Consider the following 25,140-nt stretch of genomic DNA (forward strand, 5'->3'; position numbering starts at 1 on the left):
GCCCGGCATCGGGGGCAAGCCCCAGCGCCTGCGAGCGGGCCGTTCAGAAACTTTCCCAGTCGCCTTCATGGCCAGCGGCCACAGCTGCCTTGCCTGGCTGGGAGGCAACGGTCTGCAGGTCCGGCGGCCGCTGGAGGGCACGCGCCGGCGGTCGTGCGGCCAACACGGGAGGCGCGGTTTTTTGCGCAGCGGGGCGGACGGTGGACAACGGCGCTTTGGGCACTCCGGCGCGCGGCGCGGCAACCGGATGCGTGGGGCTGCTGCCACCGGTGCGGAACATCGCAATGACTTGCGACAACCGGACCGCCTGGTCCTTCAAACTCTCTGCCGCCGCAGCGCTCTCTTCCACCAGCGCGGCGTTTTGCTGCGTCATCTGGTCGAGCTGGTTCACCGCGGCGTTGATCTGCCCAATGCCGCTGCTTTGCTCGCCGCTGGCGGCGGTGATCTCACCGATGATGTCGGCTACGCGCTGGGCGTTGGCCACCACATCGCCAATGGTGCTGCCCGCTTCGCCCACCAGGCGCGAGCCCGCTTCCACCCGGTCCACGCTGGTGCCAATGAGCGTCTTGATTTCTTTCGCGGCTTCGGCGCTGCGCTGCGCCAGGTTGCGCACCTCGCCGGCCACCACCGCAAAGCCCCGGCCTTGCTCGCCGGCGCGGGCGGCTTCCACCGCCGCGTTCAGCGCCAGGATGTTGGTCTGGAACGCAATGCCGTCGATCACGCCAATGATGTCGCTGATCTTTTTGCTGCTCTGGTTGATCTCTTCCATGGTGGCCACCACCTGGCCCACCACCTGACCGCCGCGCGCAGCCACTTCGGCGTTGGCCACCGCCAGCTGGCTGGCCTGGCGCGCCGCATCCGCACTCTGGCGCATGGTGCTGTTGAGCTCTTCCATGCTGGCTGCCGTTTGCTCCAGGTTGCTTGCAGCCGCTTCCGTTCGGGCTGACAGGTCGTGGTTGCCCAGTGAAATTTCGCTGGTGGCCACTTCAATGCTGGCGCTCGACTGCTGCACCTGCGCCACCAGGGTGCGCATGGCCGCCTGCATGGACGACAGTGCGCCCACCAGGCTCTGCGGCTCCGGCGTGGGCGGCACATGGCCCGTCAGATCACCGCCGGCCATCTGTTGCAAGGTGGCTCGCACCACCGCCGGGTCACCCCCAATTTCACGGCGCAAGGTGCGTCGCAATTGCATCCCCAGCACCACCGAAACCGCCATGGCCAGCGCGGCCAGCCCCATGGAAATCCAACGCATGCGGTCGGCGCGTGCGTTGACGGCGACATGGGTCGCATGCGACAACACGCCCATGTCATCGCGCAGCTTCAACAGCGCGGTGCGCAGCTGGCGCCAGGCCGGCGTTTCGACTTTGTTAAGCAAGGCCCCGGCCTGGGTCGGGTCGGTCTTGAGCGTGTCCAGCACCTGTTGCTGGGCGCGGCCCTGGGTGGCTCGCAGCTCGCCCAGCGCCAAAATGGCTGGCTCAACCGTCAGCCCCTTGGCCAGCTGCTGGCTTTCGTCAAAGGCCTTGTCGTAGGCCTCTCGGGCGCCGTCCAGGTTTTTGTAAGCGGTCAGGTTGCCTGGGTCCAGCACGATGTTGCGCATGGCCTGGCCCATCTGCAGGCCTTGGGCATACATCTCACGCACGCCGTTGGCAATGGCCGCTTCGGTTTGAAAGTAACCATCAAACTCACGCTGCGTGTTGATCAGCGAGCCGATGGCGGCGGTCAAACCGCCCACGAACAGCACCGAGGGCACAACGAAGGCTATCAAGAGGCGCTGGTTGAATCGCATGGTGTTCACCTACGGGCATTGGTGTGGGATTCAGAAACTTTCCCAGTCGCCTTCAGCACCGGCCGCGGTGGACTGTGCGGACTTGCTGGCGGCGGGCTGCGGCCGCTTGAGGGCTGTAGAAGAAGCCGGAACGGAAGCAGGCGCTGATGCCGCGATGCGCGGTGCGGCCGGCTTGGCCAGCGCAGCAGTGGGCTTGGCGCTGGGCTTGAAACTGGTGGTCGCACGCTGGGTGGGCGTGATGTGGGCGTACGTGCTCGCGGCGCGCGCGGGTGCGTTGACCATGGCGCTGCCATCGGTGCGGAAGATCGCGATCACCTGCGACAGGCGCGCGGCCTGCTCTTTCAGGCTCTCGGCGGCCGCCGCACTTTGCTCCACCAGCGCCGCGTTTTGCTGCGTCATCTGGTCGAGCTGGTTCACCGCCGTGTTCACCTGCCCAATGCCGTCGCTTTGCTCGCCCGCGGCCGCCGTGATTTCGCCAATGATGTCGCTCACGCGCTGCACCGAGCCCACAATCTCGCTCATGGTCTGGCCCGCATCGGCCACCAGGCGGCTGCCGGTCTCGACCTTGTCCACGCTGGTACCAATGAGGCCTTTGATTTCTTTGGCCGCCTCGGCGCTGCGCTGCGCCAGGTTGCGCACCTCGCCCGCCACCACCGCAAAGCCCCGGCCTTGCTCACCGGCGCGGGCGGCTTCCACTGCCGCGTTCAGGGCCAGGATGTTGGTCTGAAACGCGATGCCGTCGATCACGCCAATGATGTCGCTGATCTTTTTGCTGCTGTGGTTGATCTCGTTCATGGTGGTGACCACCTGGCCCACCACCTGGCCACCGCGCACCGCAATCTCAGAGGCGCTGGCCGCGAGCTGGTTGGCCTGGCGCGCAGCGTCGGCGCTTTGGCGCACGGTGCTGGTGAGCTCTTCCATGCTGGCTGCGGTTTCTTCCAGGTTGCTGGCGGCTTGCTCGGTACGGGCGCTCAGGTCCTGGTTGCCGCTGGCAATTTCGGCCGACGCGGTGTTGATGCTGTCGGCCGCGCTGCGCAGTTCGCGCATCATGGACAGGAAGCGCTGGCGCATGCTTTCCACCTCCAGCACCAGGCGGCCAATGTCGTCGTGGCGGTCGGTGCTGAACGGGCGGGTCAGGTCGCCCTGGGCCACGCTGGTGACGGCCTGGGTCAGTTCGGCCAGCGGACGGCTGACATTGCGCCGAACCAGCCAGAACAAACCCAGCCCCAGCACCACCGTGGTGGCGGCCAGCAAGGCCCAGAACGCGTAGATGGTTTCCCAGTGCGTGGCCATGGCTTCATCGTCAGACACCTCGGCCACCACCCACCAGCCGCCCGCCTTGGCGGTGCGCTTCACGCGCCATGGGTTGGGTATGTCGGCCTGAAAGAGCGCCGTACCGCCGTCCACAAAGTTTTGCGGTGCATCGCGCAGCTGGTCCAGCACGGGACCGGCATCGGCAAACACATCGAGCACTTTTTTGCCTGCGGCTGTGGGGTGGGCCACAAACACCGCCTCGGCGCTGGAACTGCGCGGGTCGATCACATAGGTGCCGCCGGTTTCAAAAAAGCGCGCTTCGTTGACGAGCTGGGTCAGCGAGGCCTGGAAGTCGCCAATGTCAAACCCGATGAACAGGATCCCCACCACCTGACCGGCGTCGTTGGCCACCGCCTCGTAGTGGGTCATGTAGGGCTTACCAAACAGCACGGCGCGGCCGGTGTAGGTTTTGCCCTGCAGCATGAGCGGGTAGGCGGGGTGCTCACGCGCCAGCAGGGTGCCCATGGCACGCTCACCGTTTTCCTTTTTCAGCGAGGTGGTGATGCGCTCAAAGTCATCGCCTTTGCGCATGAAGATGGTGGCCACACCGCCGTTTTGCTGGTGAAACGTGTCCACCTCGGCAAAGTCGTTGTTGAGCAACATGCCCCAGCTTTTCAACTGGCCAGCCTCGGCATCCAGTTCCAGTTTTTCCGCAAACTTCTGACGGAACGGGCGGTAGGCCCGGTCGGTCATCATGCGGGCGGTGGCATCAAAGGCGTCTACCGAATCGGCCACGGCCTGCGCCTTGTCTCCGGCCCACACCACGATGCGCTCGCGCGAACGGTCTTCGGCCACCACCGCCATGCCCACGCTGATGAGCAAGAGCACGCTGGCCAGCATGCCCACCGCCTGGAGCGCGACGCGACGCGCAATCGAACGGTGTCGGGTAGGAGGTGTGTTCATGCGGATCTTCTCGTGGGGGCAGAGCGGTTCAACAGACTTACTGCAGGCTCTGCGAGCTGTCCATGAGGCCCATGTCGGCACTGCTCATCAGCGCGTCGATGTCCATCAAAATCAACATGCGTTCACCCACGCTGGCAATGCCGGTGATGAAGCTGGTGTCCACCGTGGTGTTCATCTCGGGCGCTGGCTTGATCAGGTCGCCAGCCAGCTCCAGCACGTCCGACACCGAGTCCACCACCGCACCCACCACGCGGCCGTGCACGTTGAGCACGATCACCACGGTGAAGCCGTTGTATTCCACCTTGTCGCAGCCGAGCTTGATGCGCAGGTCCACCACCGGCACGATCACGCCGCGCAGGTTGACCACGCCTTTGATGAAGCTCGGCGCGTTGGCGATGCGGGTGGGCTCTTCAAACGAGCGGATCTCCTGCACGCGCAGGATGTCGATGCCATATTCTTCGCCGCCGAGGCGAAAGGTCAGAAATTCGGCCTTTTTGGCGGCGGCAGCGCGCGCGCTGTGGTGGTTGGCCTGCAGGGTGGCCTCGTTGCGCATGTCCATGGGATGGGTCCTCGATTAGCGGGTTGGTCCATGGACTATCGGCTTGGCGCGCCAGACCTGAAGCTCTAATAAAAAGTCGAAACCCCTGGCTTACCCCAGCTTAAGAGGACATGAGTACCAAAGTGAACCATCCGCCCACGCCCCCTCACCCCGCGCCGAAGGATCTGGTGGCTCCACCTTGCCGATGTCGATTTGGCGAAACGTGCTGGAAAAAATGAGAACCGGTTGCCAGGAATGAATCTGCGGGCGGTCTCCATTTTTGAATGCCCATCGCTCACCTGCCTGTGCAGTCAGCGCACCATGTCGGTCCCTTGCTCTGCCATGGCAAAAACAACCAACTCTCGACCCCTGTCTGCTTGCGCGACGCATTTTTGTGATGACTTCGCTATCAACACCACACAGTCGGATTCAATCAAGGCATCACGACCCAATTGGGCCATGGGCAAGGTAAAACTGGCGTCATTGACTGAAAACTTTGAAACGCGTTTTGGTTTGGAGCCACCCACCATGGACAACTCAGGCCCCAGACAAGCGACAGCCATGCTGTTCAACACAGCCGCTGGCGTCGAGAGCCGCCATTGAATCAAGGACTCAATACCTGCCAACTCAATATTGGACAACTCGCTTTCAAAACGAACCCCACCGCGCTCATCATAAATTTTCAGGTACGAAAAAGTGTGATCCACATTCACACCCACACAAAAGCGCCGGTACCCCGTAAACCGATCAAACACCACCGCATCAGATGGAAAAATTCCCTCTCCACGCCACGCCACGCCACGGGTATTTAAATCGAACATCGTAATAAGTACACACGTTGGGTACCTGAAAAAATGAATCCACAACCAGATCTTTTGAATGCCTGGCGGGCAATGCTGCTCTTATCAAAGACGGGGATTCAATACCCGGTATATGGATTAAAGCCACCGGGCGATAGATGAGTTTTGCGTTTGCAATTGCATTTTTAATATCTTAAAAAGTTGACACTTTACATAAAATACCTAAATATGTCAATATATTATTTTTATCATTTAAAAATCGCAGGACAAGACCTCGGCGGCGCGGGTGTGAAAAGACGAAATGGATCCGAAGCGCTTGTTGCACACAACCCCGCCACCGGGTGAAGTCAGCGCCAATGGCTTCCCCCTCTGAGACCCACCTGTCCATGCTCAAACGACACGGGAATGCTTCGCGGTGAACCAACGAAGCGAGGCTCAGATGAAAGCGGGGCTAGCGAGGTACGGTCACATGCGAGGATCCATGCCATATGGCATGGAGCTTGACCTCTGCAGCTGCGCGTGGTCACACCCGCGAAACGTGGTGCGGCGAGCTCAAGCGGGTGGGCCGTGAGGTGCCTGAGCTTGAATAGACGCAGGGAAGCAATCGCGTTGAAGTTCGTGCTTGTTCTGAACCCGCGTGCAGCGCGCTTGGCGTTTTGCATCCGCCCATTCATGGCTTCCACACATGCGTTGCCGCGCCCCGGCGGCATGCCCCCGATCACGCCTTCAAAGTGCGTCTTCGCGGGTGCTCACGCGCTCCGTATCGGGATGGATTGCATGGCGCAAACCGAAGCCATGGGCGGGGCCATGGCAAAAATTTGTAGCGCAGCCGACCGCCAAGGGGGATGCGCGGGCACAGCGAAGGACTTGCTCCGCGTTGCCCAAATGGGCCTTTGTCAGGCCGCAGCACCCACCCGAAACACGCTCACCAGCTCGGCCAGCTGGGTGGCCTGGTGCTTCAGGCTGTCGGCAGCGGCCGCGCTTTCTTCCACCAGGGCCGCGTTTTGCTGGGTCACCTGGTCCAGCTGGGCCACGGCGTCGCCCACTTGCGAAATGCCGCTGGACTGCTCGGCGCTGGCCGAGGTGATTTCCCCGATGAGGTCGCTCACGCGCTTGACCTGGCTCACGATGTTGCCCACGCGCTGGCCGGCTTGTTCCACCAGGGCGGTGCCCGCATCCACACGCTCCACGCTTTCGCCAATCAGTGTCTTGATTTCCTTGGCTGCCGCGGCGCTGCGCTGGGCCAGGTTGCGCACCTCGCCGGCCACCACCGCAAAGCCCCGGCCCTGCTCGCCGGCTCGGGCGGCTTCCACGGCGGCGTTCAGGGCCAGGATGTTGGTCTGGAACGCAATGCCGTCGATCACGCCAATGATGTCGTTGATGCGGCGCGAGCTGGTGGCAATGTCTTGCATGGTGTGCACCACCTGGCCCACCACCTCGCCACCGGCCACGGCGGCGGCGCTGGCGCCATGGGCCAGTTCGCTGGCCTGGCGGGCGGTTTCCGCGTTTTGCTGCACGGTGGCGGTCAGCTGCTCCATGCTGGCCGCGGTTTCTTCCAGATTGCTGGCTTGCTCTTCGGTGCGCTGCGACAGGTCGGCGTTGCCGGTGGCAATCTGGCTGCTGCCGGTGACGATGTTGTCGCTGCCCTGGCGCACCTCGGAGACGATGCGCACCAGGCTGTCGTTCATGGCCTTGAGCGCCAGCAGCAGCTGGCCGGTTTCGTCCCGCGCGCTGGTGTCAATGGACGACGTGAGGTCACCACTGGCCACGGCCTGGGCCACGCGCACCGCCTGCCCAATGGAGCGGGTGGTGGTGCCGGCTACCAGCACCATGACCCACACACCCAGCAGGCCGAGCGCGGCCAAAGCAAGGGCCATCGTCCACAGGCTCTGACCTGCGGCACTTTCGCGGTCGCGCAGTTCGGTCGACAACGCATTGAACACACGGTCGATCAACGCAAACTGCGCGTCGATGTGGCGGGTCGTGGCAGCGAAATAGTCTGCTGAAGGGTAGGTGAGCGTTTCAGCCAACACGACCTGCTGATCGATCAGGGCAAAGGCTTCGTCAGCGGCTTTCCAGGCAGCAGCCACCGGCGCCTGCAGCGTTTGCTGCAGGTGGGGGGCGGCGGCAAACACTTTCTCCATGTCTTTCTGGGCATTGCGCATGTGCATGCGGGACAGGTTGTTGAGCGCCGCGAGGCGGGCGCGCTGCTCGGGCGAGGCCTCACCCCGCGCCAGCACCAGGGCACCTTGCGCACGGGCCTGGCCCAGGCTTTCGGTGAGTTGCGGCAAATAAGACAGCGCCGCCTGGATCATGAAATAGGTTTCGCTCACGGGGTCCAGCGTCATGCCCGACACATCGGTCACGTCTTCCAGCAGGTCCAGCTGCTGGGCGATCAGGGCCGTGTGGCGCGCAAAGCTCTGCGGACCATCCACCGCGCGGCTGCCCACCGCGTCGGCGAGTGCGGTCCAGTCGCTGCGAATGCGCTGGGCCCGTTCATTGGCCTGGCTGGAAGACAGGCTGGCCACCGACAGCAGCGCCGTGTTCAAAGCAGCGTCTACCTCGCCGCGCTTGGCTTCGCGCGCCGCTTTCACGCCTTCGTTGCCGCCCAGGTAACCGGCCGACATGCCCCGGTGCTGCTGCGACAGCTGCAGCAGCTTGAGCACGTCGCCCGCGGGCGCAATGCCGCTGGCCTCGTTGCGGGCCGCTTGAAAGTAGCTCATCTCACCCCGCACCGCGATCGTCGTGGGTGCGACCACCATGAGCAGGGCCACCAGGCCGATGAGGATGAACTTGTGGGCGAAACGAAGGTTGGCGATGAAGCGTTGCATGAAAGTAACCTGGAAAAAATTAAGCGTGGTGTGTGTCCATGAGGCCCATGTCGGCGCTGCTCATGAGCGCGTCGATGTCCATCAAAATCAACATGCGTTCACCCACGCTGGCAATGCCGGTGATGAAGCTGGTGTCTACCGTGGTGTTCATCTCGGGCGCGGGCTTGATCAGGTCTTGGCTGAGCTCCAGCACATCCGACACCGAGTCCACCACCGCACCCACCACGCGGCCGTGCACGTTGAGCACCACCACCACGGTCAGGCCGTTGTATTCGACGGTGTTGCAGCCGAGCTTGATGCGCAGGTCCACCACCGGCACGATCACGCCGCGCAGGTTGACCACGCCTTTGATGAAGCTCGGCGCGTTGGCGATGCGGGTGGGCTCTTCGTAGGAGCGGATTTCCTGCACGCGCAGGATGTCGATGCCGTACTCTTCTGCGCCCAGGCGCAGGGTGAGGAATTCGGCTTTTTGGGCCGTGGCAGCGGCGGCCTTGCGCGCGCTGTCTTGTTGGGCCAGGTGGGTGGCTTCGTGACGCATGTCCATGGCGTGCTCCGGGCTGGGGTTTAGAAACTTTCCCACTCGTCCGCGTCGCGGCGGCTGCTGGCCGGGGCGCGTGCGGACTCGATGGCTTTTGCGGCAGGGGCCGGCGCTGGGGTGGCGCGCGGCAAGGCCGGGGTGCGGCCCGCGGGCTGGGCGTGCAACGGCTTGGGCTGCGGCGCAGCACGCACCGCGGCCATGCTGCCTGGCGCACCCGAGAGCTTGAACACGCTGACCGCCTGCACCAGCTGCTGGGCCTGGTTTTGCAGGCTAGCGGCGGCCGCCGCACTTTCTTCCACCAGCGCAGCGTTTTGCTGGGTGGCCTGGTCCATTTGGGTCACGGCTTCACTGACCTGGCCCACGCCCGCGTTTTGCTCGCGGCTGGCGCTGCTGATTTCGCCCACAATGTCGCTCACGCGCTGAATCGAGCCCACAATTTCCTGCATGGTCGAGCCCGCACGGTCCACCAACGCCGTGCCTTGCGCCACGCGCTCCACGCTGGCGTTGATCAGGCCCTTGATTTCTTTGGCCGCCTCGGCACTGCGCTGCGCCAGGTTGCGCACCTCGCCCGCCACCACCGCAAAGCCCCGGCCTTGCTCGCCTGCGCGGGCGGCTTCCACCGCCGCGTTGAGCGCCAAGATATTGGTCTGGAACGCGATGCCGTCGATCACGCCAATGATGTCGCTGATCTTCCTGCTGCTGTCGTTGATGTCCTTCATGGTCTGCACCACCTGGCTCACCACCTCGCCGCCTTGCACGGCGACATGGCTGGCGCTGGTAGCCAACTGGCTGGCCTGCTGGGCGTTGTCGGCGTTTTGGCGCGCGGTGGAGCCCATTTCTTCCATGGAGGCGCTGGTTTCTTCCAGCGCGCTGGCCTGCTGCTCGGTGCGGCTGGAGAGGTCGGCGTTGCCCTGGGCAATCTGGGCGCTGGCCGTGGCCACGCCGTCAGCACTCTGGCGCACGCCAGACACCACACGGGTCAGCGAGCCCTGCATATCGCGCAGGGCGCTCAGCAGGGGCGTGAATTCGTCGCGGGCGTCGTCGCGCACGTCGGTACTCAGATCGCCGTCGCGCACGCGCTCAGCCACCGCCTGCGACAACGCCACCCGGCCACGCAACACCCCCGCCACATAAGCCGAAAAAGCCAGCAGCGCCAAGGCAATGGCCAGCGCTGCAGCGGTGATCAGGTTGGAGGTGATGACCACGCTGCTTTCAATGCGGTTGATGTCCTGCGTCAAACCCGTGCCCTGAATCGCCTTGCCGTCAACAATGGCCTTGAGCAACACGTTGCGAGCGGGAATGGTCACGTCCACCAGGTACGCAAAAGCCTCGTCTTTCTGGCCTTGCTGGATCAGCGCAACGTTGGCTTCGCCCGCTTTCCAGAAAGCCGCCAACACCGGCGGCAAGCTGCCGAAATGCGCCTTGCCCTCGGGGGAAAACAGGCGCTGCTCGAAGGCTGCCAGCACCGCGTCCATGTTCTGGCGCTTGCTGGCGATGTAAGCCAGCGCTTCCTGCTGCTCTTGTGGGGTGCGCGCCAAAATGGCGTGGCGGATCTGCAGCGACACCTGGGTCACATTGAGTTCAAGCTCGCCCATGGCATTGAGCTGGGCCACCCGGTTTTCTTCAGTGAACGCCGCCAGATCGCTGGCGTTGTGCAGCGTGATGTAGGCATAGGCGCCCAAGGCGGCCAAAGCCACGGCAATCGCCACGCTCACCGCATACAAGCGCTTGGCAATGCCAAAAGTTGAACCATTTCCCATGTTTTTTCCTGTCCGAAGCTGCCTGAAGGTGAAGGTGTGTGCAGCGGGCGGGCACCAAGCCCCGCACACAACGCACCGGCATGCCCATGGGCCTTGGCGGCCTGAATTCCGGTTTGTCTGGAAAAAATATCGGCGCAAACCCTGCGGACTGAAGTGCGGAAAATAAGAAAGAAGACCCGCTTTGGCCAGGCATTTCCCAAACCTTGATGCAAATCAAATGGCACTTTGGTGGCACCCCTTTGGCATCTTCTGTGGCGCACGGCCCGCGCGGGCAGTCGCGCGGGTGTCGCTTCGGCGGCCACGTTCTGGTACCTTGCTTGCTATGCCAAGCACCCCCCACACCGAACCCGACGCGCGCCACCTGGCCCCCACGTCCTGCATCGACAGCCAACACCCCGCCGTGGTGGCGTTTGCACAAGCCCACGCCCAGGGCGCCACCGCGCGCGACCAGGCGGTGTCGATCTACCGGGCCGTGCGCGACCAGCTGCGCTACGACCCCTACCGCATCGACCTGTCAGCCCAGGGCATGCGCGCCAGCACGGCTTTGCAGCAAGGCCATGGCTGGTGCGTGCCCAAGGCGGTGGTGCTGGCAGCGGTGGCGCGGGCGGCGGGCATACCGGCGCGGCTGGGGTTTGCCGATGTGCGCAACCATTTGTCTACCCAGCGGCTGCGCGACACCATGAAAACCGACGTGTTTGCCTGGCACGGCTACACCGAGCTGTGGCTGGACGGTGCCTGGCGCAAGGCCACACCCGCCTTCAACGTGGAGCTGTGCGACAAGTTTGGGCTGCTGCCGCTGGAATTCGACGGCGTGCACGACTCGCTCTACCACCCGTTTGACCGCAGCGGCCAGCGGCACATGGAGTACGTGGCCGAGCGTGGGCCTTTTGACGATCTGCCGCTGGCACAGATTGCGGCCACGTTTGCCGAAATTTATCCAGGCTTGCTGGTCGGCTCCGCCGTGACCGGCGACTTCGCTGCCGATGCCGCCCGCGAAACAGGGGCTGCGTCAGCCGCGCCCTGACCGGTTCACCGCTTGAAGCGAAACACCGCGGTACTGGCCAGCAGGTTGGGCAGGCTGCGCACTTCGCGGCCCTCGTGCAGGCCAAAGCTGTCTTCAATGGTGAGGCCGTTGCGGCGCGCCAGCACCTCGAAGTCTCGGTAGGTGCCCACGCGGATGTTGGGCGTGTCGTACCACTGGTAGGGCAGGCGTTTGGTCACCGGCATGTGGCCCTGCAGCACGGCCAGGCGGTTGGGCCAGTGGGCAAAATTGGGAAACGCCACGATGCCCAGGCGCCCCACCCGGGCGGTTTCCAGCAACATGGTCTGGGCGTTGCGCAGGTGTTGCAAGGTGTCAATCTGCAGCACCACGTCAAACGCGTCATCACCAAACATGGTGAGCCCGCCTTCCAGATTGAGCTGCAACACGTTGACGCCGCGCTTCACGCAGGCGAGCACCTTGGCGTCGTCAATTTCCACGCCGTAGCCGGTGCAGGCGCGGGTGGCCTGCAGGTGGGCCAGCAGGGCGCCGTCACCGCAACCAAGGTCAAGCACGCGGGAGCCGGGCGGCACCAGGCGGGCAATGGATTCCATCACGCTGTGTTCGGCCATGGTCAGTTCCCTCCCACGCTGGCGCGCACGGTGTGCTGAAAGTAAGCGCGCACGGCCTGGTGGTAGCGCGGGTCGTCGAGCAAAAAGGCGTCGTGGCCGTGGGGCGCGTCAATTTCGGCGTAGCTCACGTCGCGGCCGTTTTCCAGCAGCGCCTTCACCATTTCGCGGCTGCGCGCGGGTGAAAAACGCCAGTCGGTAGTGAAGCTGATGAGCAGAAACTTGGCCTTGGCGCGGGCCAGCGCGGTGCTGAGCGAGCCGCCGTGCTCGCGCGCGGGGTCGAAGTAGTCCAGCGCGCGGGTGATCAGCAGGTAGGTGTTGGCGTCAAAGTATTCGCTGAACTTGTCGCCCTGGTAACGCAGGTAGCTCTCGATCTGGAACTCGACGTCCTGGGTGCTGTAGCGGTAGGCCAGCTCGGCCACCGCGACAGGATCTTCACCATCGACCGCCCGCAGCTTGCGGCCAAACTTTTCATTCATCACGTCGTCGCTCAAATACGTGATGTGCCCAATCATGCGGGCGATGCGCAGGCCGCGCCGGGGCAGAGTGCCTTCGCGCAGGTAGTGGCCCCCGCAGAAATCGGGGTCGGTCACGATGGCGCGGCGGGCCACTTCGTTGAATGCGATGTTTTCGGCCGTGAGGTTGGGCGCGCTGGCCACCACCACGGCGTGGCGCACGCGCTCGGGGTATTGCAGCGTCCAGCTCAGCGTCTGCATGCCGCCCAGGCTGCCACCCATCACGGCGGCCAGCGTCTGGATGCCCATCACGTCGAGCAGGCGGGCTTGCGCGTCCACCCAGTCTTCCACCGTGACGACCGGAAAGTCGGCCCCCCAGGGCTGGCCGGTGGCGGGGTTGGTGTGCGTGGGGCCGGTGGAGCCAAAGCAGGAGCCGAGGTTGTTGACGCCGATGACGAAATAGCTGTCGGTGTCCAGCGGCTTGCCAGGACCGATCATGTTGTGCCACCAGCCTTCGCTGCGCGGCAGCGGCTGGCCCTGCGCGTCGGCATGCACGCCGGCCACATGGTGCGAAGCGTTGAGCGCGTGGCACACCAGCACCGCGTTGGAGCGGTCGGCGTTGAGCGTGCCGTAGGTTTCCACCACCAGCTCGTAGGAGGGCAGCACGGCGCCGCTGCGCAAGGGCAGCGGTTGGTCAAATCGGAACGTTTGGGGCGTGACGATCACTGGGCATTCCCTGCTGGGCAGGGTCCAAAAAACAAAAACCCGGCGCCGCCCAACACGAGTGTTTCAAAGGCGAGGCCGGGAATCCCCCCTTTAGCGGCATTTCTAAAGCGCCCGCAATCTGGATCAAATCGGCGCTGGGGCGAGTATAAATTGAAGCGCTGCCGCGTGCAGCCCAGCGCAGACGCGGCTCTGGATGGCCAAAGCCGTGCGAAAAACCCGCAAACGGCGCTGTGGCTGGCGCGTCCAGCCGCTTGGCGCCGACCTGAGTGCAACAATCCGCACTATTTAGTATTAGCCTGACGCCCGTTTGGGGCACCGCTGCCCCAGACCCCACCACCATGAATTTTTACGACCCAGCAGCATGGACCCGCGCCGGATTGGCGCTGGTTTTGTGCGCCGCCTTGAGCGCACAGGCCCAAACCTGTGCGGCGCCCGGCCGCGACGGTACCGCCGCCAGCAGCGGCGCCGTGAACACCTACTACCCGCCGGCCGCCGGCAGCTACAGCGCGCCCAGCACCAGTATCGCGCTGGGCGTGTCACGCGGCGCCGCCACGGCCGTGGCACCCGGCGACCTGGTGGTGGTGATGCAGATGCAGTGCGCCAACCTGAACACCACCAACACCAGCAACTACGGCGCAGGCAACGGCACCGGCCGCGGCTACACCGACCCGGCCGGCAGCTGCCTGGCCGGGCGCTACGAGTACGTGCGCGCCGGTGCAGGCACCACCTCCACCTCGCTGGACCTGCGCGGCTCCCCGCTCACATCCGCCTACGTGCAGGACGCCGCCACCGCCACCAACCGCCGCACGTTCCAGGTGATTCGCGTGCCACAGCATTCGGCGCTGACCCTCACCGGTACGGTGAACGCGCCCTATTGGAATGGCAGCACAGGCGGCGTGGTGGTGCTGGACGTGGCGGGCGCGCTGAACTGGAACGGCCAGACGGTGGATGTGGCCGGGCGGGGTTTCAGGGGCGGCGGCGGCGTGCAGTGGACGGGTGGTCAGGACACCGACGCCACGCCAGACTACGTGGCCACATTTGCCAGCAACCAGCACGCACCCAAAGGCGAAGGCATCGGGGGAACGCCGCGCTGGGTCCTTGACCAGGAAAACAGCGTTCGCAGCGACCTCGGCGACACCTGGGGTGGCTACGCCGACGGTGACATGGGTCGCGGCGCCCCCGGCAACGCGGGCGGCGGCGGCGACAACCGAAACAACGGGCGCGACAACGGCGGCGGCGGCGGTGGCGGCAACGGCGGTATCGGCGGCTTTGGTGCCTATGGCTGGAAGAACGCCGACTGGGCCGGCGTGTTCACCGCGTCGGACGTCGACCTGCGCGGTATCGGCGGCGGCGCATTCGCCTCGGCAGCCCCGAACCGGGTGGTGATGGGCGGCGGTGGCGGCGCCGGTGGCAGCAACAACGACGGTACGACCCCCATCAACTCCAGCGGCGGGGCCGGCGGTGGCATCGTGGTCGTGCGCGCAGGCAGCATGAGCGGTACCGGCACCGTCAACGCCAACGGCGCTGCGGGCCGCACACAGCCCCTCAACGACGGCTCGGGCGGCGGCGGCGCGGGTGGTTCTGCGGTGCTGATGAGCGTGGGCGGTGGCTTGGGCGGGGTCACCGTCAATGCCAGCGGTGGCGCGGGCGGTGACTCGTACCTGGGCGGCAGCCCGGCCCACGCCGGCGGCGGTGGCGGCGCGGGCGGCGTGGTCATTCGTTCGGGTGCCGCCACGGCGGTGAATGTGCCCGGAGCGCTGAACGGCACCACCAACACCGGCGGCAACCCGGTGGGCGGTGCCGCCCACGGCGCCACCCCGGGCGCCCCCGGCAGCAACACCACCCCGGGCGACAGCTCGTTCAGTACCCGGCCCAGCGCCCAGTGCCTGCCCAACCTCACGGTCACCAAACGCACCCTCACGCCCACCGTCACCACGGCCGGCGCCACGTCGGTGAGCTACACCATTGTGGTGAGCAACAGCGGCGGCGCGGCCCTGGGTGCCGACCTGGTGGACAACACGCTGCCGCCAGGCTGGACCTTTGCCCAAACCAGCGCGCTGACGTTCGCGCCCGCGCTTTCAGCCAGCAGCTGGGGCGGCTTTGTGGAAGGTGCCACGCCGGGCCTGCCTGCGGTGGCCGGCAGTCCGGGCACCACAGCCAACCTCAGCACCAACGGCGCCCCCGCCGGCGCTCCGGTCTGGGCCAACCTGACCCTTCCTGGCCTGGCCAACAACATTCCCGGCAGCGTCACCCTGAGCTTTGTCGTCAACGTGCCGGCCAGCGCGCCGGTGGGTTGTTTCCACAATCCGGCCGGCGTGAAGTACCTGGACCCCACGCGCAGCACCGCCGGGCGCGAGATCACGCCCGCGGTGAACAACACCGCCAACCGGGATGGCGCCCAAGTGGGCGGCACCGCCAACACCGGTTACGAAACCAACCCCGGGCCAGGCACCACGGTCGGTGGCAGCAACTATTCGGGTCTGCCCAGCGGCTTGAGCCAGGAAGACGTGTGCCTGCAGGGCGATCTGTCGATCACCAAAACCGCACCCGCCAGCGTGACCGCCGGCCAGACGCTGACCTACACGCTGACACCCCGCAACAACGGGCGCGCCATCAGCGACCTGACGTTCAGCGCCAACCAGGCCACCGAAGCCAGCAACACCAGCACCACCACCCGTGTGCTGTCCAACGGCGCGGTGCGCGTGGTGGACACCCTGCCCGCCGGCCTCACGCTCACCAACCCGGTCGCGCCCATGGGCTGGAACTGCTCGCAGGCTGGCCAGACCCTCACTTGTGACAGCACCGCACCACTGCCCATCGCGGCCAGCACCGATCTCGCGGCCATCACCGGCACCGTGCGGGTGAGCAACACCGCCTGCAGCGGACCGGTGATCAACACCGCCACCGTGAGCGGTTTCCAGGCGCCCTACGCCGACAGCACACCCGCCAACAACACCGGCACCGCCAGCACCACGCTCAACTGCAACGCCAACCTGAACGTGAGTAAAACCAACGGCACCGACACCGTGGTGACCGGCACCACCACCACCTACAGCGTGGTGTTTACCAACAATGGCCCGTCCAGCGCCGACGGCGCCGTGCTCACCGATGTGCCCGGCGCAGGCCTGAGCAGTTGCAGCGTCACGTCCTGCAGCGCCAGCGGCGGCGGCCCGGTGGCAGCCAGTTGCCCGGCCGCGCCCGCCGACCTGCTGGGCCCGTCGGGCGTGATCGCGAGCAACTTCCCGGCCGGGGCGGCACTCACCTTTTTGGTGCGCTGCACGGTCACAGCCAGCGGCACATAAACACGCCCACACGCCAGGATCGGGGCTGAACGCGGCGACCAAACAGGCCCGGCGCCGGCGCGTTGCCGGGCCCTGGCACCGTGGGTGTTGTTATGGCGCATCGGCCAACAAGGGCGCCGATCGCCATCGAAAAATAGTCCCTGTTTCTGCGGCATTGCGCGCATAATCGCAGCGCGCGCGTCCGAAACGCTCGCTTGACAAGTGATCGGTTGGTTTCGCGTGCTACAGGTTTTGTTTGCTAACGGGGCTCCATCGCTATTTTTATCAGTGTTACTAGGAGTCCCAACCATGGGCAACAAACTGTACGTGGGCAACCTGCCCTACACCGTCCGCGACGAAGACCTGCAGCAAGCTTTCAGCGCCTACGGCTCTGTCAACAGCGCCAAGGTCATGATGGAACGTGACACCGGCCGCTCCAAAGGTTTCGGCTTTGTCGAAATGGGCAACGACGCCGAAGCGCAAGCCGCTGTTGAAGGCATGAACGGCCAGTCCCTGGGCGGTCGCAGCCTGGTGGTGAACGAAGCCCGTCCGATGGAAGCACGTCCTCCCCGCACCGGCGGCTTCGGCGGCCCCCGCGGTGGTGGCGGTGGCTTTGGTGGTGGCGGTGACCGTTCCGGCGGTGGCGGCTACGGTGGCGGTGGCGACCGTTCCGGCGGCGACGGCGGTTTCCGCAGCCCCTACGGTGGCGGTGGCCGTCGTGACGGCGGTGGCGGCGGTGGCCGTGGCGGTTATTAATCGCTCAGCGCCTCAGCTCTGAACAGCACCGAGCCAGCTCCCGCAGCCGGTCGGTGCAAGAAAAAAAGCCCCTCGGCATGCCGCGGGGCTTTTTTCATGGCGCGTCGGGTAGCGGGGCCGGCTCGATCCGTAGCCAACCCTCAACCAGGCCGCTCAACCCAGGGTGTCGTTCATGATGTTGGTGGCCCAGGCCATGGCGTAGAGGCCTTCCATGGTGCTGGGTTGGGCCGACACCCCGCCAGCCCCAGGGGCGGGCACCATGATTTTCTTGGCGGCGTCGTAGCGGTACACGGCCGCCACATGGATCACTTCGCTTTGCGACACAAAGCTGTAGCAGGTGTTGGCAATGATGGGCTCCGTGGGCACGCCCATGCCGAGCGACTGGGCGGCAATGGCGCCAGCACAGACCTTGCCCTCCTGGTTGGCCATGTGGCCCGACTTGGGCATGCCCGGCGCACCCGCAATCGAGTCGCCCAGCACGTACACCCCTTGGGCCACGGTCGACTCGTAACTGAGAAAATCGACACCGCACCACCGGTTGGCCACATTGGCCAGCCCGCTGCTGCGCGCAATGGCGCCGGCCCGCTGGGGTGGAATCACATTGATGACCTGGGCCTTGACCTTGCCCTGCACGTCAAATTCAAGAACCCCCGCCTGGGTGTCCACACCCTTGAGGTCGGCGTTGGGCACGTATTCGATACGGCCGCCGTAGCGGCTTTTCCAGACGGCTTCAAACAGACCCTTCTTGGCCTGAATCTCGGGATTGGCGTCGAACACCAGCAGCTTGGCCTTGGGCTTTCGGGTCTGCAGGTAATGGGCAATCAGGCTGGCCCGCTCGTAAGGGCCAGGCGGGCAGCGGTAAGGCACCTTGGGGATGGTCATGGCCACCACGCCATCGTCGGGCAGCGCCTGCAGCATGTTGCGCAGCTGCTGGGTTTGCTCGCCGGCCTTCCAGGCGTGGGGCACGCGGGCCTGCTGGGCTGGCGTGCCCAGGCCCTCGATGCCGTCGTACACATAGTCCACACCGGGTGAAACGATCAGCCGGTCGTACGGCAGCCGCTCGGCACCCGCACGCACCTCGCGCGCCGACAGGTCGATACTGTCCGCCCGTGCACGCACCCAGCGCAACCCGTTGTTGGCCACAAAACGGCTGTAGGGCCGGGAAATATCACGCAGTTGCAGCCCACCGTGAATCACCCGGTTGCTCATGGGACACATGACGAATTCACCGGCGGGTTCCACCAGCGTCACCTGCAACGCCGGGTTGAGGCGGCGCAAATACCGGGCCGCGGTGGCACCACCGAAGCCACCGCCAATGACCACCACCCGCTCACCGGCCTGCGCCGCCACGTGGGGTGCCGCCACTGCAGCAGCAGCAACCAGTCCAGCCTTGAGAAAAACGCGTCGTTGGATCATGCCGGTCTCACTTCAGGCTGGAAAAATAGTCCGCGATGCGCGACAGCTCGTCGTCGCTGTAGCCCTTGGCATGCTGGTGCATGATCGTGGCGGGCAATTTACCGCTCTTGTAGCCCAGCAGCTTGCCCAGCAGGTCTTGGGCCGGGCGCCCTCCAATCGTCAGGCCGGTGCCCTCGGCACGGCCGTCGGTGCCGTGGCAAGCCATGCAGCTCGCGGCCCACAGCTTGACCTGGAAGGCGGCCGGGTCTAAGGCTGGCGCTTGCGCCCAGGCACCCAATGGCCAGGCCACTGCGCCCATCAGCGCCATGCGCCGGCCCTTTTTTGCCCATTCACGCGGGCGATCGATCAAGCGCTGGTGGTTCTTGGCCATGTAAAACCTGGGTGTGCACGACAGATGTTTGCATGTTGCAACACCCGGCCACGATGTCAAGCCGGCCGCACAACGCGGCCCGACAAACTCCGCCAGTCAGGCGACCAGTGGCTGGCGCATGCCAGGCTGCAGGCTCAGAATTTTTCGGCTCGCACCACGTCAACGCCTGAGAAAAACAAGGTCAGGCTGTAGTGGGGTGCGTAGGTGGCGAGCACGTGGCGCGCAATGGCATCGGCCACCTCGGCGGAGCAGATGAGCTTCATTTCGATGCTGCGGTCGGCCTCCCACAGGGCTTCGCGCGTGCTCAGGCGGCTGCCACCGCGCACATCGTGCACGGTGTAGCCTTGCGCTCCCAGCCGTTGGCTGTCGGCCACCAGCCGCTTTTCAATGGCTGCCTCGGTGATGATGACCAGCAGGGTTCGGGCGTGTTTTTCCATGGCGGGTGCAGCCTTCAGGCGAACAGGTTTTGGAGCCAGCGCGCCAGCTCAAGGTACAGCGGCACGCCCAGCACGATGTTGAACGGAAAGGTGAGGCCCAGCGCGGCGGTGATGGACAGGGCGGCGTTGGCTTCGGGCACGGCCATGCGCATGGCCGTGGGTGCGGCGATGTAGCTGGCGCTGGCCGCCAGCGTGGCCATGATGGCCACGCCGCCGGTGCTCAAACCCAGCAGCACCCCGGTGAGCGCCCCGCCCACCGCCAGCAGCGGCGGCGCGATCAGGGCAAAACCAATGATGCGCAGGCCGTACTGGCGCAAGGCACCCAGGCGGCCGCCCGCCACCAGACCGAGTTCGAGCAGAAACAGCGCCAGCACGCCTTTGAAGGGCGCCATGAACACCGGTGCAATGGGCGCGGTGCCGGCTTCGCCCATGACGGTACCAATCATCAGCCCACCCGCCAGCAGCAGCACCGACTTGCCAAAAAACACGTCGTGACCCAGCTCGCCCCAGTTGATGCGGGCCTTGGCACCGCCCGGCGCTGGGGGCGCACCCAGCCGGGCGAGCAAAATGCCCGCCACGATGCCCGGCGCTTCCATGATGGCCACCCACAAGGCGGCATGGGCTTCGGTTTCAACGCCCTGAGCGGCCAGGTAGGCGCTGGCCACCGCGAAGGTGACCACGCTGACCGAGCCGTAGTGCGCGGCCATGGCCGCCGCATCGACCCGGCTCAGGCCCAGCGCACGCAACACCGGCGTGAGTACAAACGGAATGACAAAGCCCAGCGCCATGCAGGCCAACATCTGCGGCAGCAGGTCAAGCAGGGGTTGCTTGCTCAGCTCGATGCCACCCTTCAGGCCGATGGCCAGCAGCAGGTAGATCGACAGCGTTTCGTACAGGGCTTCAGGCAGCCGGAGGTCGCTCTTGACCAGGCGGGCAAAAACACCGAGCAGGAAGAAAAGCACCACCACATCGATCATGGAACGGACTCCATGAACGACAGGGGGAAGGGCTGCGTGGCCGGCGCAGTCGGGTTGCTGTGGTCCAAGGGGGTGTCAGGGATCATGGACCCCGATTGTGCGCGATGGCCCACTGTTCAGGGGGTCACGACCCGGGTTTGGGGGCTTGCCGGTGCTTGCGCGGGCGCCCCGACAACAGGCGGTCGAACAGCGGGTTGGGCAGCAGGCGCAGCAGCTTGGCCACCACGCCCATTTGCCAGGGAATCACCCGGTAACTGGTGCGCGCCTGTATGGCATCAAACGCGCGGTCGGCAAAGGCTTCGGCGCTCATCAGAAACGGCATGCTGTAACGGTTTTTTTGCGTCAGCGGCGTGTCCACATAGCCCGGCAGCAGGGTGACCACCGCCACACCGCTGCCGCGCAGTTCGCCGCGCAGGCTTTCGCAGTAGGCCACCACAGCGGCCTTGCTGGCGCAATAAGCGCCGTGCCCGGGCAGGCCGCGAATGGCGGCCACGCTGGCAATGCCCACCAGCGCACCGCTGCCCCGCCCGGTCATGGCGGTCACAAAGGGGTGGAAGGTGGCGGCCAGGCCGGTGTTGTTGATCGCGAAGGTGCGGGCCTTGACGTGGATGTCGTCCGGCTCGGCCGTGTCCATGCCGATGCTCACGCCGGCGTTGGCAATGACCACGTCGGGCACACCTTGCGCGGCCAGGCAGGCGTGGCCCACGGCCACGATGCTGTCCACATCGGCCACGTCGGCGCCATAGATGCGGCAGCGCTCGGTGCCCAGGCCCTGCGCGTCGGCCCAGGCCTGCATGTCGGCGGTGCGCCGGGCCACCAGCGCCAGCCGGTAACCGGCACGGGCAAAGCGGGCGGCCAGCGCCTGGCCAATGCCGCTGGAGGCGCCGGTGATGAACGCCAAAGGGGCTGGGGTGAGCGCTGGCGTGTCGGGCATAGAAGCGGCTTGGGGTGGAGGGCGCTGGCTCAGCGCGGGGACAGCTGGGCCTTGACCCGGCCCTTGAACAAAACCACCCGGTCATCGCCCTGGTAGTCGAGCGAGTCGGCGTTGATGCGGTCGTTGCCGCGCACCACAGTCACCGGGCGGTCGGACACCAGCCGCTGCGGCTCGGTGAACACCTGCAACAGGTCGCCACGAAATTCCAGCCGTGGCAGCACCGCGCCGGCGGCCGTGCGCCCGGCCTCGCGCACCACCACGGCGTCGCCTTCCAGCACAAACTCGGTCTGTGCGCCGTTGCTGGTGATGCGCTGTGCGGTGGCCGTGGTGAGCAAGCCGTCGGCCTGCACCGAGCGGATGCGGGCCTGGTCAATCTCCACCGAGTCGGTGTCGGGACGGTGGCGCGCTTCGGCACCATAAATTTCACTCTTCAACACGCCGTCGGCGTCAAACACCTTGACGGAAAAGCGGCGCATGAAATAGTCGGGCTCGTGCGTAACCGGCCGGGCAACCGCAGGCAAGGCCGCTTCGGGCGTGGCGCGCAGCAGCCAGTAAGAAGCCAGCGCCATCAGGCCCATGAGCAACACCGGCAGGTAAATGGACACCTGGTCCCAGACGCGCCCGGGCCGCCAGGCCGAAGACCGGCTGGGCGCTGCGGGGCCGAGAGGTTGCAGTGGCGCAGGGCTGCTCACCGGGCGGCTGCCTCAAGTTCGCCGGCGTAGGCGCCACGGGCCACCAGCAGCAGGTCGCACAGCTCGCGCACCGCACCAGCCCCAGGCAGGCACTGCGTGACCACATGGGCCAGCGCCAGCACCTCGGCGTGGGCGGTGGGAGGGGCGCACGCCAACGCGGCACGGCGCAGCATCGGCAGGTCGGGCCAGTCGTCGCCCATGGCGGCTGCGGCCGACCAGTCCAGCCCCAGTTCGGTCAAGATGGACTCGGCCGCTGGGCGCTTGTCTTCGGTGCCGTAGCGCACGTGCACCACACCCAGCGCCTCCAGGCGCTTGCGCAGCGGGGCCGAGTCGCGCCCGGTCACCACCGCCGGCGTGATGCCGGCACGCTGCAGCAGCTTCAGGCCATGGCCGTCCAGCGTGTGAAAGCGCTTGATCGTCTCACCGGCTTCGGTGAAATACAGGCCCCCATCGGTCAGCACACCGTCCACGTCAAAAAACACCACCCGCACCGGCTGCGCACGCAGCAACAGCTCGGGGTCGAAGTTCAAGGTGGGGCGCAGCGGCGGCAGATCAAGGGACATGTAGCAATGCTAACCGGGGAGGACAAAAGCACCGAGTGAAGAAACGCCAACCCAGGGCGCCGCGGAACTGGCTCCGCCAGGCCGCCAGCGCCGCCCCCTGGGGGGGTGACGCGCGCAGCGCGGCGCGGGGGGTCAGATGACTTTCGCGCGCATCAAATCGTTGCTGTTGAGCGCACCACACAGCTGGCCCGCCCCGTCCACCACCAGCACGCTGGTGATGCGGCTGGCCTCCATCAGGCCGGCGGCTTCGACGGCCAACGCATCGGACCGCACGGTGCGCGGGTTGGCGTGCATCACGTCGCGCGCGGTGAGGCTGCGCAAGTCGGCGCTGCTGCCGGTTTTTTCGATCAAGCGGCGCAGGTCGCCGTCGGTGAAGATGCCCAGCACGCGGTCGTCCGCGTCCACCACGGCGCTCATGCCCAGGCCTTTGGCGCTGATCTCGCGCATCAGCGTCATCAGGTCGGCATCCAGCAGCACGCGCGGCACATCGGCGCTGGCGCGCATCACGTCGCTCACATGCGTGAGCAGCTTGCGCCCGAGCGCGCCGCCGGGGTGCGAGCGGGCGAAATCATCGGCCTTGAAGCCGCGCGCATCGAGCAGCGCCACGGCCAGCGCGTCGCCCATGGCGAGCTGGGCGGTGGTGCTGGCGGTGGGCGCCAGGTTGTGCGGGCAGGCTTCTTTTTCCACTGAGGCATCGAGCACCACGTCGGCATGGCGGCCCAGGGTGGACTGCGGGCGCCCGGTGAGCGCCACCAGGGGCACGCCCATGCGCTTGATGAGCGGCAGCAACACGGTGAGCTCTTCGCTCTCGCCGCTGTTGCTGATGCCCAGCACCACGTCGGCGGCGGTGATCATGCCCAAGTCACCGTGGCTGGCCTCGGCCGGGTGCACAAACATGGCGGGCGTACCGGTGGACGCCAGCGTGGCGGCGATCTTGCGGCCAATGTGGCCACTTTTGCCCATGCCCATCACCACCACGCGGCCCTGGCTGTTCAGCACCAGCTGGGTGGCCTGGGCAAACGCGTCACCCAGTCGCTCGGCCATGGCGGTCACAGCCAGGGCCTCAATGGTCAGGGTCTCAATGGCCAGCGCTCGAGCGCGCAGGGGGTCAAACGGGGTGGGTGAACTCATGGCGCGATTATCGCCGCCGCACCGCCCAGGCGCCCGCCGGCGCGGGTTGATGGCCTCCGGCGCCCGTTACCATTCAAAGGTATGAATTCGCTCGACATCACGCTCTTGTACCTGCTGGCCGCTGTGCTGGGTGTGGTGGCCTGCCGCCAGCTGAAGCTGCCGCCCATGCTGGGTTACCTGGTGGTGGGTGTGATCATTGGCCCCAACGCCTTGGCGCTGGCGCAAAACTCCAGCGGTGTGCGCTACCTGGCTGAGTTTGGCGTGGTGTTTCTCATGTTTGTGATCGGGCTGGAATTCAGCCTGCCCAAGCTGCGCAGCATGAAGCGCCACGTGTTTGGGCTGGGCATGTCGCAGGTGCTGCTGACAGTGCTGATCACCACCGGCGCCTCCCTGGGCCTGGCGCTGCTGCTGCCCACCTGGTGGAACGTGTCGTGGCAGATCGCTCTCGCGCTGGGCGGCGTGATGGCCATGAGCAGCACCGCCATCGTCATCAAGCTGCTGGCCGAGCGGCTGGAACTGGAGTCCGAGCACGGCAAGCGCGTGGTGGGCATTTTGCTGTTTCAAGACTTGGCGGTGGTGCCCTTGCTGGTGCTGATTCCAGCCTTGGCCGCGGCGCCCGAAGACCTGCTGCCAGCGCTGGGCTGGGCGCTGGTGAAAGCCGTGGTGCTGCTGGGTGTGCTGCTCACCGGCGGTCAGCGGGTGATGCGCTGGTGGCTCACGCTGGTGGCGCGGCAAAAGAGCGACGAACTCTTCATGCTCAACCTGCTGCTGATCACGCTGGGGCTGGCCTGGCTGACCGAACACGCCGGCCTGTCGCTGGCGCTGGGCGCCTTTGTGGCGGGCATGCTGATTTCGGAAACCGAATACAAGCACCAGGTGGAAACCGACATCCGTCCGTTTCACGACGTGTTGCTCGGCCTGTTCTTCATCACCATCGGCATGATGCTGGACTGGTGGCTGGTGATCGAGCGCTGGCCGCTGGTGCTGCTGTTGCTCACACTGTCGCTCGCCTTCAAGCTCGCGCTCATCACCGGCCTGACCCGCCTGTTTGGTGCCAGCACCGGTGTGTCGTTGCGCGTGGGCTTGTACCTATAGATAAGGCCCGTTAAAGTCTGAACTTTGTCTGATTTTCGCGATCAGAGTGTCATGGAAAAAGAAAGCGCAAGAAGTCAGACACTGGAGCAACTTCACGAACGACGCAAACAGGTCGTGAGGCTGTACAGACAAGGCACCAAGATCATGCAGATCGTCACGATGACGGGGCTGAGCTACCCGACAGTGCGAACGGCTATCGATCTGTTTGACGCTGGCGGCTGGGGTGCGA

General features: G+C 65.6%; 21 protein-coding genes, 2 pseudogenes and 1 riboswitch. Of the genes and pseudogenes, 5 read left to right on the top strand and 18 right to left on the bottom strand.

Annotated elements, in window-relative coordinates:
• Positions 1-43: 43 nt before the first annotated feature.
• The 8 genes and pseudogenes from AC0GNR_RS16450 to AC0GNR_RS16485 form a co-directional block, all read right to left on the bottom strand.
• Entirely contained in the window at positions 44-1,786 is a 1,743-nt protein-coding gene (locus AC0GNR_RS16450) for a methyl-accepting chemotaxis protein (protein WP_472901984.1), read from the bottom strand.
• Positions 1,787-1,816: 30 nt separating this feature from the next.
• Positions 1,817-4,003: a methyl-accepting chemotaxis protein gene (locus AC0GNR_RS16455; protein ID WP_472901985.1), complete on the bottom strand. Its 2,187-nt coding sequence runs from the start codon at positions 4,001-4,003 to the stop codon at positions 1,817-1,819.
• 37 nt (positions 4,004-4,040) lie between these two features.
• Positions 4,041-4,562 carry a chemotaxis protein CheW gene (locus AC0GNR_RS16460; protein ID WP_472901986.1) on the bottom strand — a complete coding sequence of 174 codons (522 nt, stop codon included), beginning with the start codon at positions 4,560-4,562 and terminating at the stop codon, positions 4,041-4,043.
• 290 nt (positions 4,563-4,852) lie between these two features.
• Positions 4,853-5,362, bottom strand: coding sequence for a hypothetical protein (locus AC0GNR_RS16465; RefSeq protein WP_472901987.1), 510 nt, complete (start codon positions 5,360-5,362; stop codon positions 4,853-4,855).
• 326 nt (positions 5,363-5,688) lie between these two features.
• Positions 5,689-6,066 (bottom strand): annotated as a pseudogene (locus AC0GNR_RS16470) (transposase); the annotation flags it as partial.
• Between the two features lie 171 nt (positions 6,067-6,237).
• Entirely contained in the window at positions 6,238-8,172 is a 1,935-nt protein-coding gene (locus AC0GNR_RS16475; protein WP_472901988.1) for a methyl-accepting chemotaxis protein, read from the bottom strand.
• A gap of 19 nt (positions 8,173-8,191) precedes the next feature.
• Positions 8,192-8,716 (bottom strand): chemotaxis protein CheW, encoded by a 525-nt coding sequence (locus AC0GNR_RS16480; protein WP_472901989.1) that lies wholly within the window; start codon positions 8,714-8,716, stop codon positions 8,192-8,194.
• A gap of 20 nt (positions 8,717-8,736) precedes the next feature.
• On the bottom strand, positions 8,737-10,470 hold the full coding sequence (locus AC0GNR_RS16485; protein WP_472901990.1) for a methyl-accepting chemotaxis protein: 1,734 nt from the start codon (positions 10,468-10,470) through the stop codon (positions 8,737-8,739).
• Between the two features lie 322 nt (positions 10,471-10,792).
• On the opposite strand from AC0GNR_RS16485, the gene AC0GNR_RS16490 reads away from it, so the two are divergent.
• The gene (locus AC0GNR_RS16490) at positions 10,793-11,494 is read left to right on the top strand and encodes a transglutaminase domain-containing protein (protein WP_472901991.1); all 702 of its coding nucleotides are present in this window, start codon (positions 10,793-10,795) and stop codon (positions 11,492-11,494) included.
• Between the two features lie 5 nt (positions 11,495-11,499).
• Here AC0GNR_RS16490 and metW read toward each other — a convergent pair whose 3' ends face one another.
• Together metW and metX are read right to left on the bottom strand one after the other, a co-directional pair.
• Positions 11,500-12,081: a methionine biosynthesis protein MetW gene (metW, locus tag AC0GNR_RS16495; protein WP_472901992.1), complete on the bottom strand. Its 582-nt coding sequence runs from the start codon at positions 12,079-12,081 to the stop codon at positions 11,500-11,502.
• A 2-nt stretch (positions 12,082-12,083) separates the two neighbouring features.
• On the bottom strand, positions 12,084-13,259 hold the full coding sequence (gene metX, locus AC0GNR_RS16500; protein WP_472901993.1) for a homoserine O-succinyltransferase MetX: 1,176 nt from the start codon (positions 13,257-13,259) through the stop codon (positions 12,084-12,086).
• A gap of 72 nt (positions 13,260-13,331) precedes the next feature.
• Positions 13,332-13,404, bottom strand: a riboswitch (SAM riboswitch).
• A gap of 193 nt (positions 13,405-13,597) precedes the next feature.
• Between metX and AC0GNR_RS16505 the strand changes: the two genes are divergently transcribed.
• The gene (locus tag AC0GNR_RS16505) at positions 13,598-16,561 is read left to right on the top strand and encodes a hypothetical protein (protein WP_472901994.1); all 2,964 of its coding nucleotides are present in this window, start codon (positions 13,598-13,600) and stop codon (positions 16,559-16,561) included.
• A gap of 288 nt (positions 16,562-16,849) precedes the next feature.
• Positions 16,850-17,296: an RNA recognition motif domain-containing protein gene (locus tag AC0GNR_RS16510; protein WP_472901995.1), complete on the top strand. Its 447-nt coding sequence runs from the start codon at positions 16,850-16,852 to the stop codon at positions 17,294-17,296.
• A gap of 153 nt (positions 17,297-17,449) precedes the next feature.
• Here AC0GNR_RS16510 and AC0GNR_RS16515 read toward each other — a convergent pair whose 3' ends face one another.
• The 8 genes from AC0GNR_RS16515 to AC0GNR_RS16550 form a co-directional block, all read right to left on the bottom strand.
• Complete coding sequence (locus AC0GNR_RS16515) at positions 17,450-18,712, bottom strand: FCSD flavin-binding domain-containing protein (protein WP_472901996.1); 1,263 nt, start codon at positions 18,710-18,712, stop codon at positions 17,450-17,452.
• Positions 18,713-18,719: 7 nt separating this feature from the next.
• On the bottom strand, positions 18,720-19,082 hold the full coding sequence (locus AC0GNR_RS16520; RefSeq protein WP_472901997.1) for a c-type cytochrome: 363 nt from the start codon (positions 19,080-19,082) through the stop codon (positions 18,720-18,722).
• A 134-nt stretch (positions 19,083-19,216) separates the two neighbouring features.
• A complete protein-coding gene (locus AC0GNR_RS16525) occupies positions 19,217-19,519 on the bottom strand; it encodes a P-II family nitrogen regulator (RefSeq protein WP_472901998.1) in 303 nt (100 codons plus the stop codon).
• Between the two features lie 14 nt (positions 19,520-19,533).
• Positions 19,534-20,496, bottom strand: coding sequence for a sodium-dependent bicarbonate transport family permease (locus tag AC0GNR_RS16530; RefSeq protein WP_472901999.1), 963 nt, complete (start codon positions 20,494-20,496; stop codon positions 19,534-19,536).
• Between the two features lie 124 nt (positions 20,497-20,620).
• Positions 20,621-21,430, bottom strand: coding sequence for an SDR family oxidoreductase (locus AC0GNR_RS16535; protein ID WP_472902000.1), 810 nt, complete (start codon positions 21,428-21,430; stop codon positions 20,621-20,623).
• Positions 21,431-21,459: 29 nt separating this feature from the next.
• Complete coding sequence (lptC, locus tag AC0GNR_RS16540) at positions 21,460-22,122, bottom strand: LPS export ABC transporter periplasmic protein LptC (protein WP_472902001.1); 663 nt, start codon at positions 22,120-22,122, stop codon at positions 21,460-21,462.
• Positions 22,119-22,685, bottom strand: a complete 567-nt coding sequence (locus tag AC0GNR_RS16545; protein WP_472902002.1) for a KdsC family phosphatase — start codon at positions 22,683-22,685, stop codon at positions 22,119-22,121. Before AC0GNR_RS16545 ends, lptC begins: the two co-directional genes overlap by 4 nt.
• 132 nt (positions 22,686-22,817) lie before the next feature.
• On the bottom strand, positions 22,818-23,816 hold the full coding sequence (locus tag AC0GNR_RS16550; protein WP_472902003.1) for a KpsF/GutQ family sugar-phosphate isomerase: 999 nt from the start codon (positions 23,814-23,816) through the stop codon (positions 22,818-22,820).
• 81 nt (positions 23,817-23,897) lie between these two features.
• Between AC0GNR_RS16550 and AC0GNR_RS16555 the strand changes: the two are divergent.
• Together AC0GNR_RS16555 and AC0GNR_RS16560 are read left to right on the top strand one after the other, a co-directional pair.
• A pseudogene (locus tag AC0GNR_RS16555) lies at positions 23,898-24,908 on the top strand (monovalent cation:proton antiporter-2 (CPA2) family protein); the annotation flags it as partial.
• A gap of 54 nt (positions 24,909-24,962) precedes the next feature.
• Positions 24,963-25,140, top strand: a 178-nt coding sequence (locus tag AC0GNR_RS16560) for a helix-turn-helix domain-containing protein (protein ID WP_472900050.1), incomplete at its 3' end; no start/stop codon positions are given.

The sequence above is a fragment of the Hydrogenophaga sp. LT287 genome, assembly GCF_055702805.1.

Excerpts from the sequence above, each read along its gene's own strand:
- AC0GNR_RS16450 (WP_472901984.1), bottom strand. The coding sequence starts at position 1,786 with ATGCGATTCAACCAGCGCCTCTTGATAGCCTTCGTTGTGCCCTCGGTG.
- AC0GNR_RS16455 (WP_472901985.1), bottom strand. The coding sequence starts at position 4,003 with ATGAACACACCTCCTACCCGACACCGTTCGATTGCGCGTCGCGTCGCG.
- AC0GNR_RS16460 (WP_472901986.1), bottom strand. The coding sequence starts at position 4,562 with ATGGACATGCGCAACGAGGCCACCCTGCAGGCCAACCACCACAGCGCG.
- AC0GNR_RS16465 (WP_472901987.1), bottom strand. The coding sequence starts at position 5,362 with ATGTTCGATTTAAATACCCGTGGCGTGGCGTGGCGTGGAGAGGGAATT.
- AC0GNR_RS16475 (WP_472901988.1), bottom strand. The coding sequence starts at position 8,172 with ATGCAACGCTTCATCGCCAACCTTCGTTTCGCCCACAAGTTCATCCTC.
- AC0GNR_RS16480 (WP_472901989.1), bottom strand. The coding sequence starts at position 8,716 with ATGGACATGCGTCACGAAGCCACCCACCTGGCCCAACAAGACAGCGCG.
- AC0GNR_RS16485 (WP_472901990.1), bottom strand. The coding sequence starts at position 10,470 with ATGGGAAATGGTTCAACTTTTGGCATTGCCAAGCGCTTGTATGCGGTG.
- AC0GNR_RS16490 (WP_472901991.1), top strand. The coding sequence starts at position 10,793 with ATGCCAAGCACCCCCCACACCGAACCCGACGCGCGCCACCTGGCCCCC.
- metW (WP_472901992.1), bottom strand. The coding sequence starts at position 12,081 with ATGGCCGAACACAGCGTGATGGAATCCATTGCCCGCCTGGTGCCGCCC.
- AC0GNR_RS16505 (WP_472901994.1), top strand. The coding sequence starts at position 13,598 with ATGAATTTTTACGACCCAGCAGCATGGACCCGCGCCGGATTGGCGCTG.
- AC0GNR_RS16510 (WP_472901995.1), top strand. The coding sequence starts at position 16,850 with ATGGGCAACAAACTGTACGTGGGCAACCTGCCCTACACCGTCCGCGAC.
- AC0GNR_RS16515 (WP_472901996.1), bottom strand. The coding sequence starts at position 18,712 with ATGATCCAACGACGCGTTTTTCTCAAGGCTGGACTGGTTGCTGCTGCT.
- AC0GNR_RS16520 (WP_472901997.1), bottom strand. The coding sequence starts at position 19,082 with ATGGCCAAGAACCACCAGCGCTTGATCGATCGCCCGCGTGAATGGGCA.
- AC0GNR_RS16525 (WP_472901998.1), bottom strand. The coding sequence starts at position 19,519 with ATGGAAAAACACGCCCGAACCCTGCTGGTCATCATCACCGAGGCAGCC.
- AC0GNR_RS16530 (WP_472901999.1), bottom strand. The coding sequence starts at position 20,496 with ATGATCGATGTGGTGGTGCTTTTCTTCCTGCTCGGTGTTTTTGCCCGC.
- AC0GNR_RS16535 (WP_472902000.1), bottom strand. The coding sequence starts at position 21,430 with ATGCCCGACACGCCAGCGCTCACCCCAGCCCCTTTGGCGTTCATCACC.
- AC0GNR_RS16545 (WP_472902002.1), bottom strand. The coding sequence starts at position 22,685 with ATGTCCCTTGATCTGCCGCCGCTGCGCCCCACCTTGAACTTCGACCCC.
- AC0GNR_RS16550 (WP_472902003.1), bottom strand. The coding sequence starts at position 23,816 with ATGAGTTCACCCACCCCGTTTGACCCCCTGCGCGCTCGAGCGCTGGCC.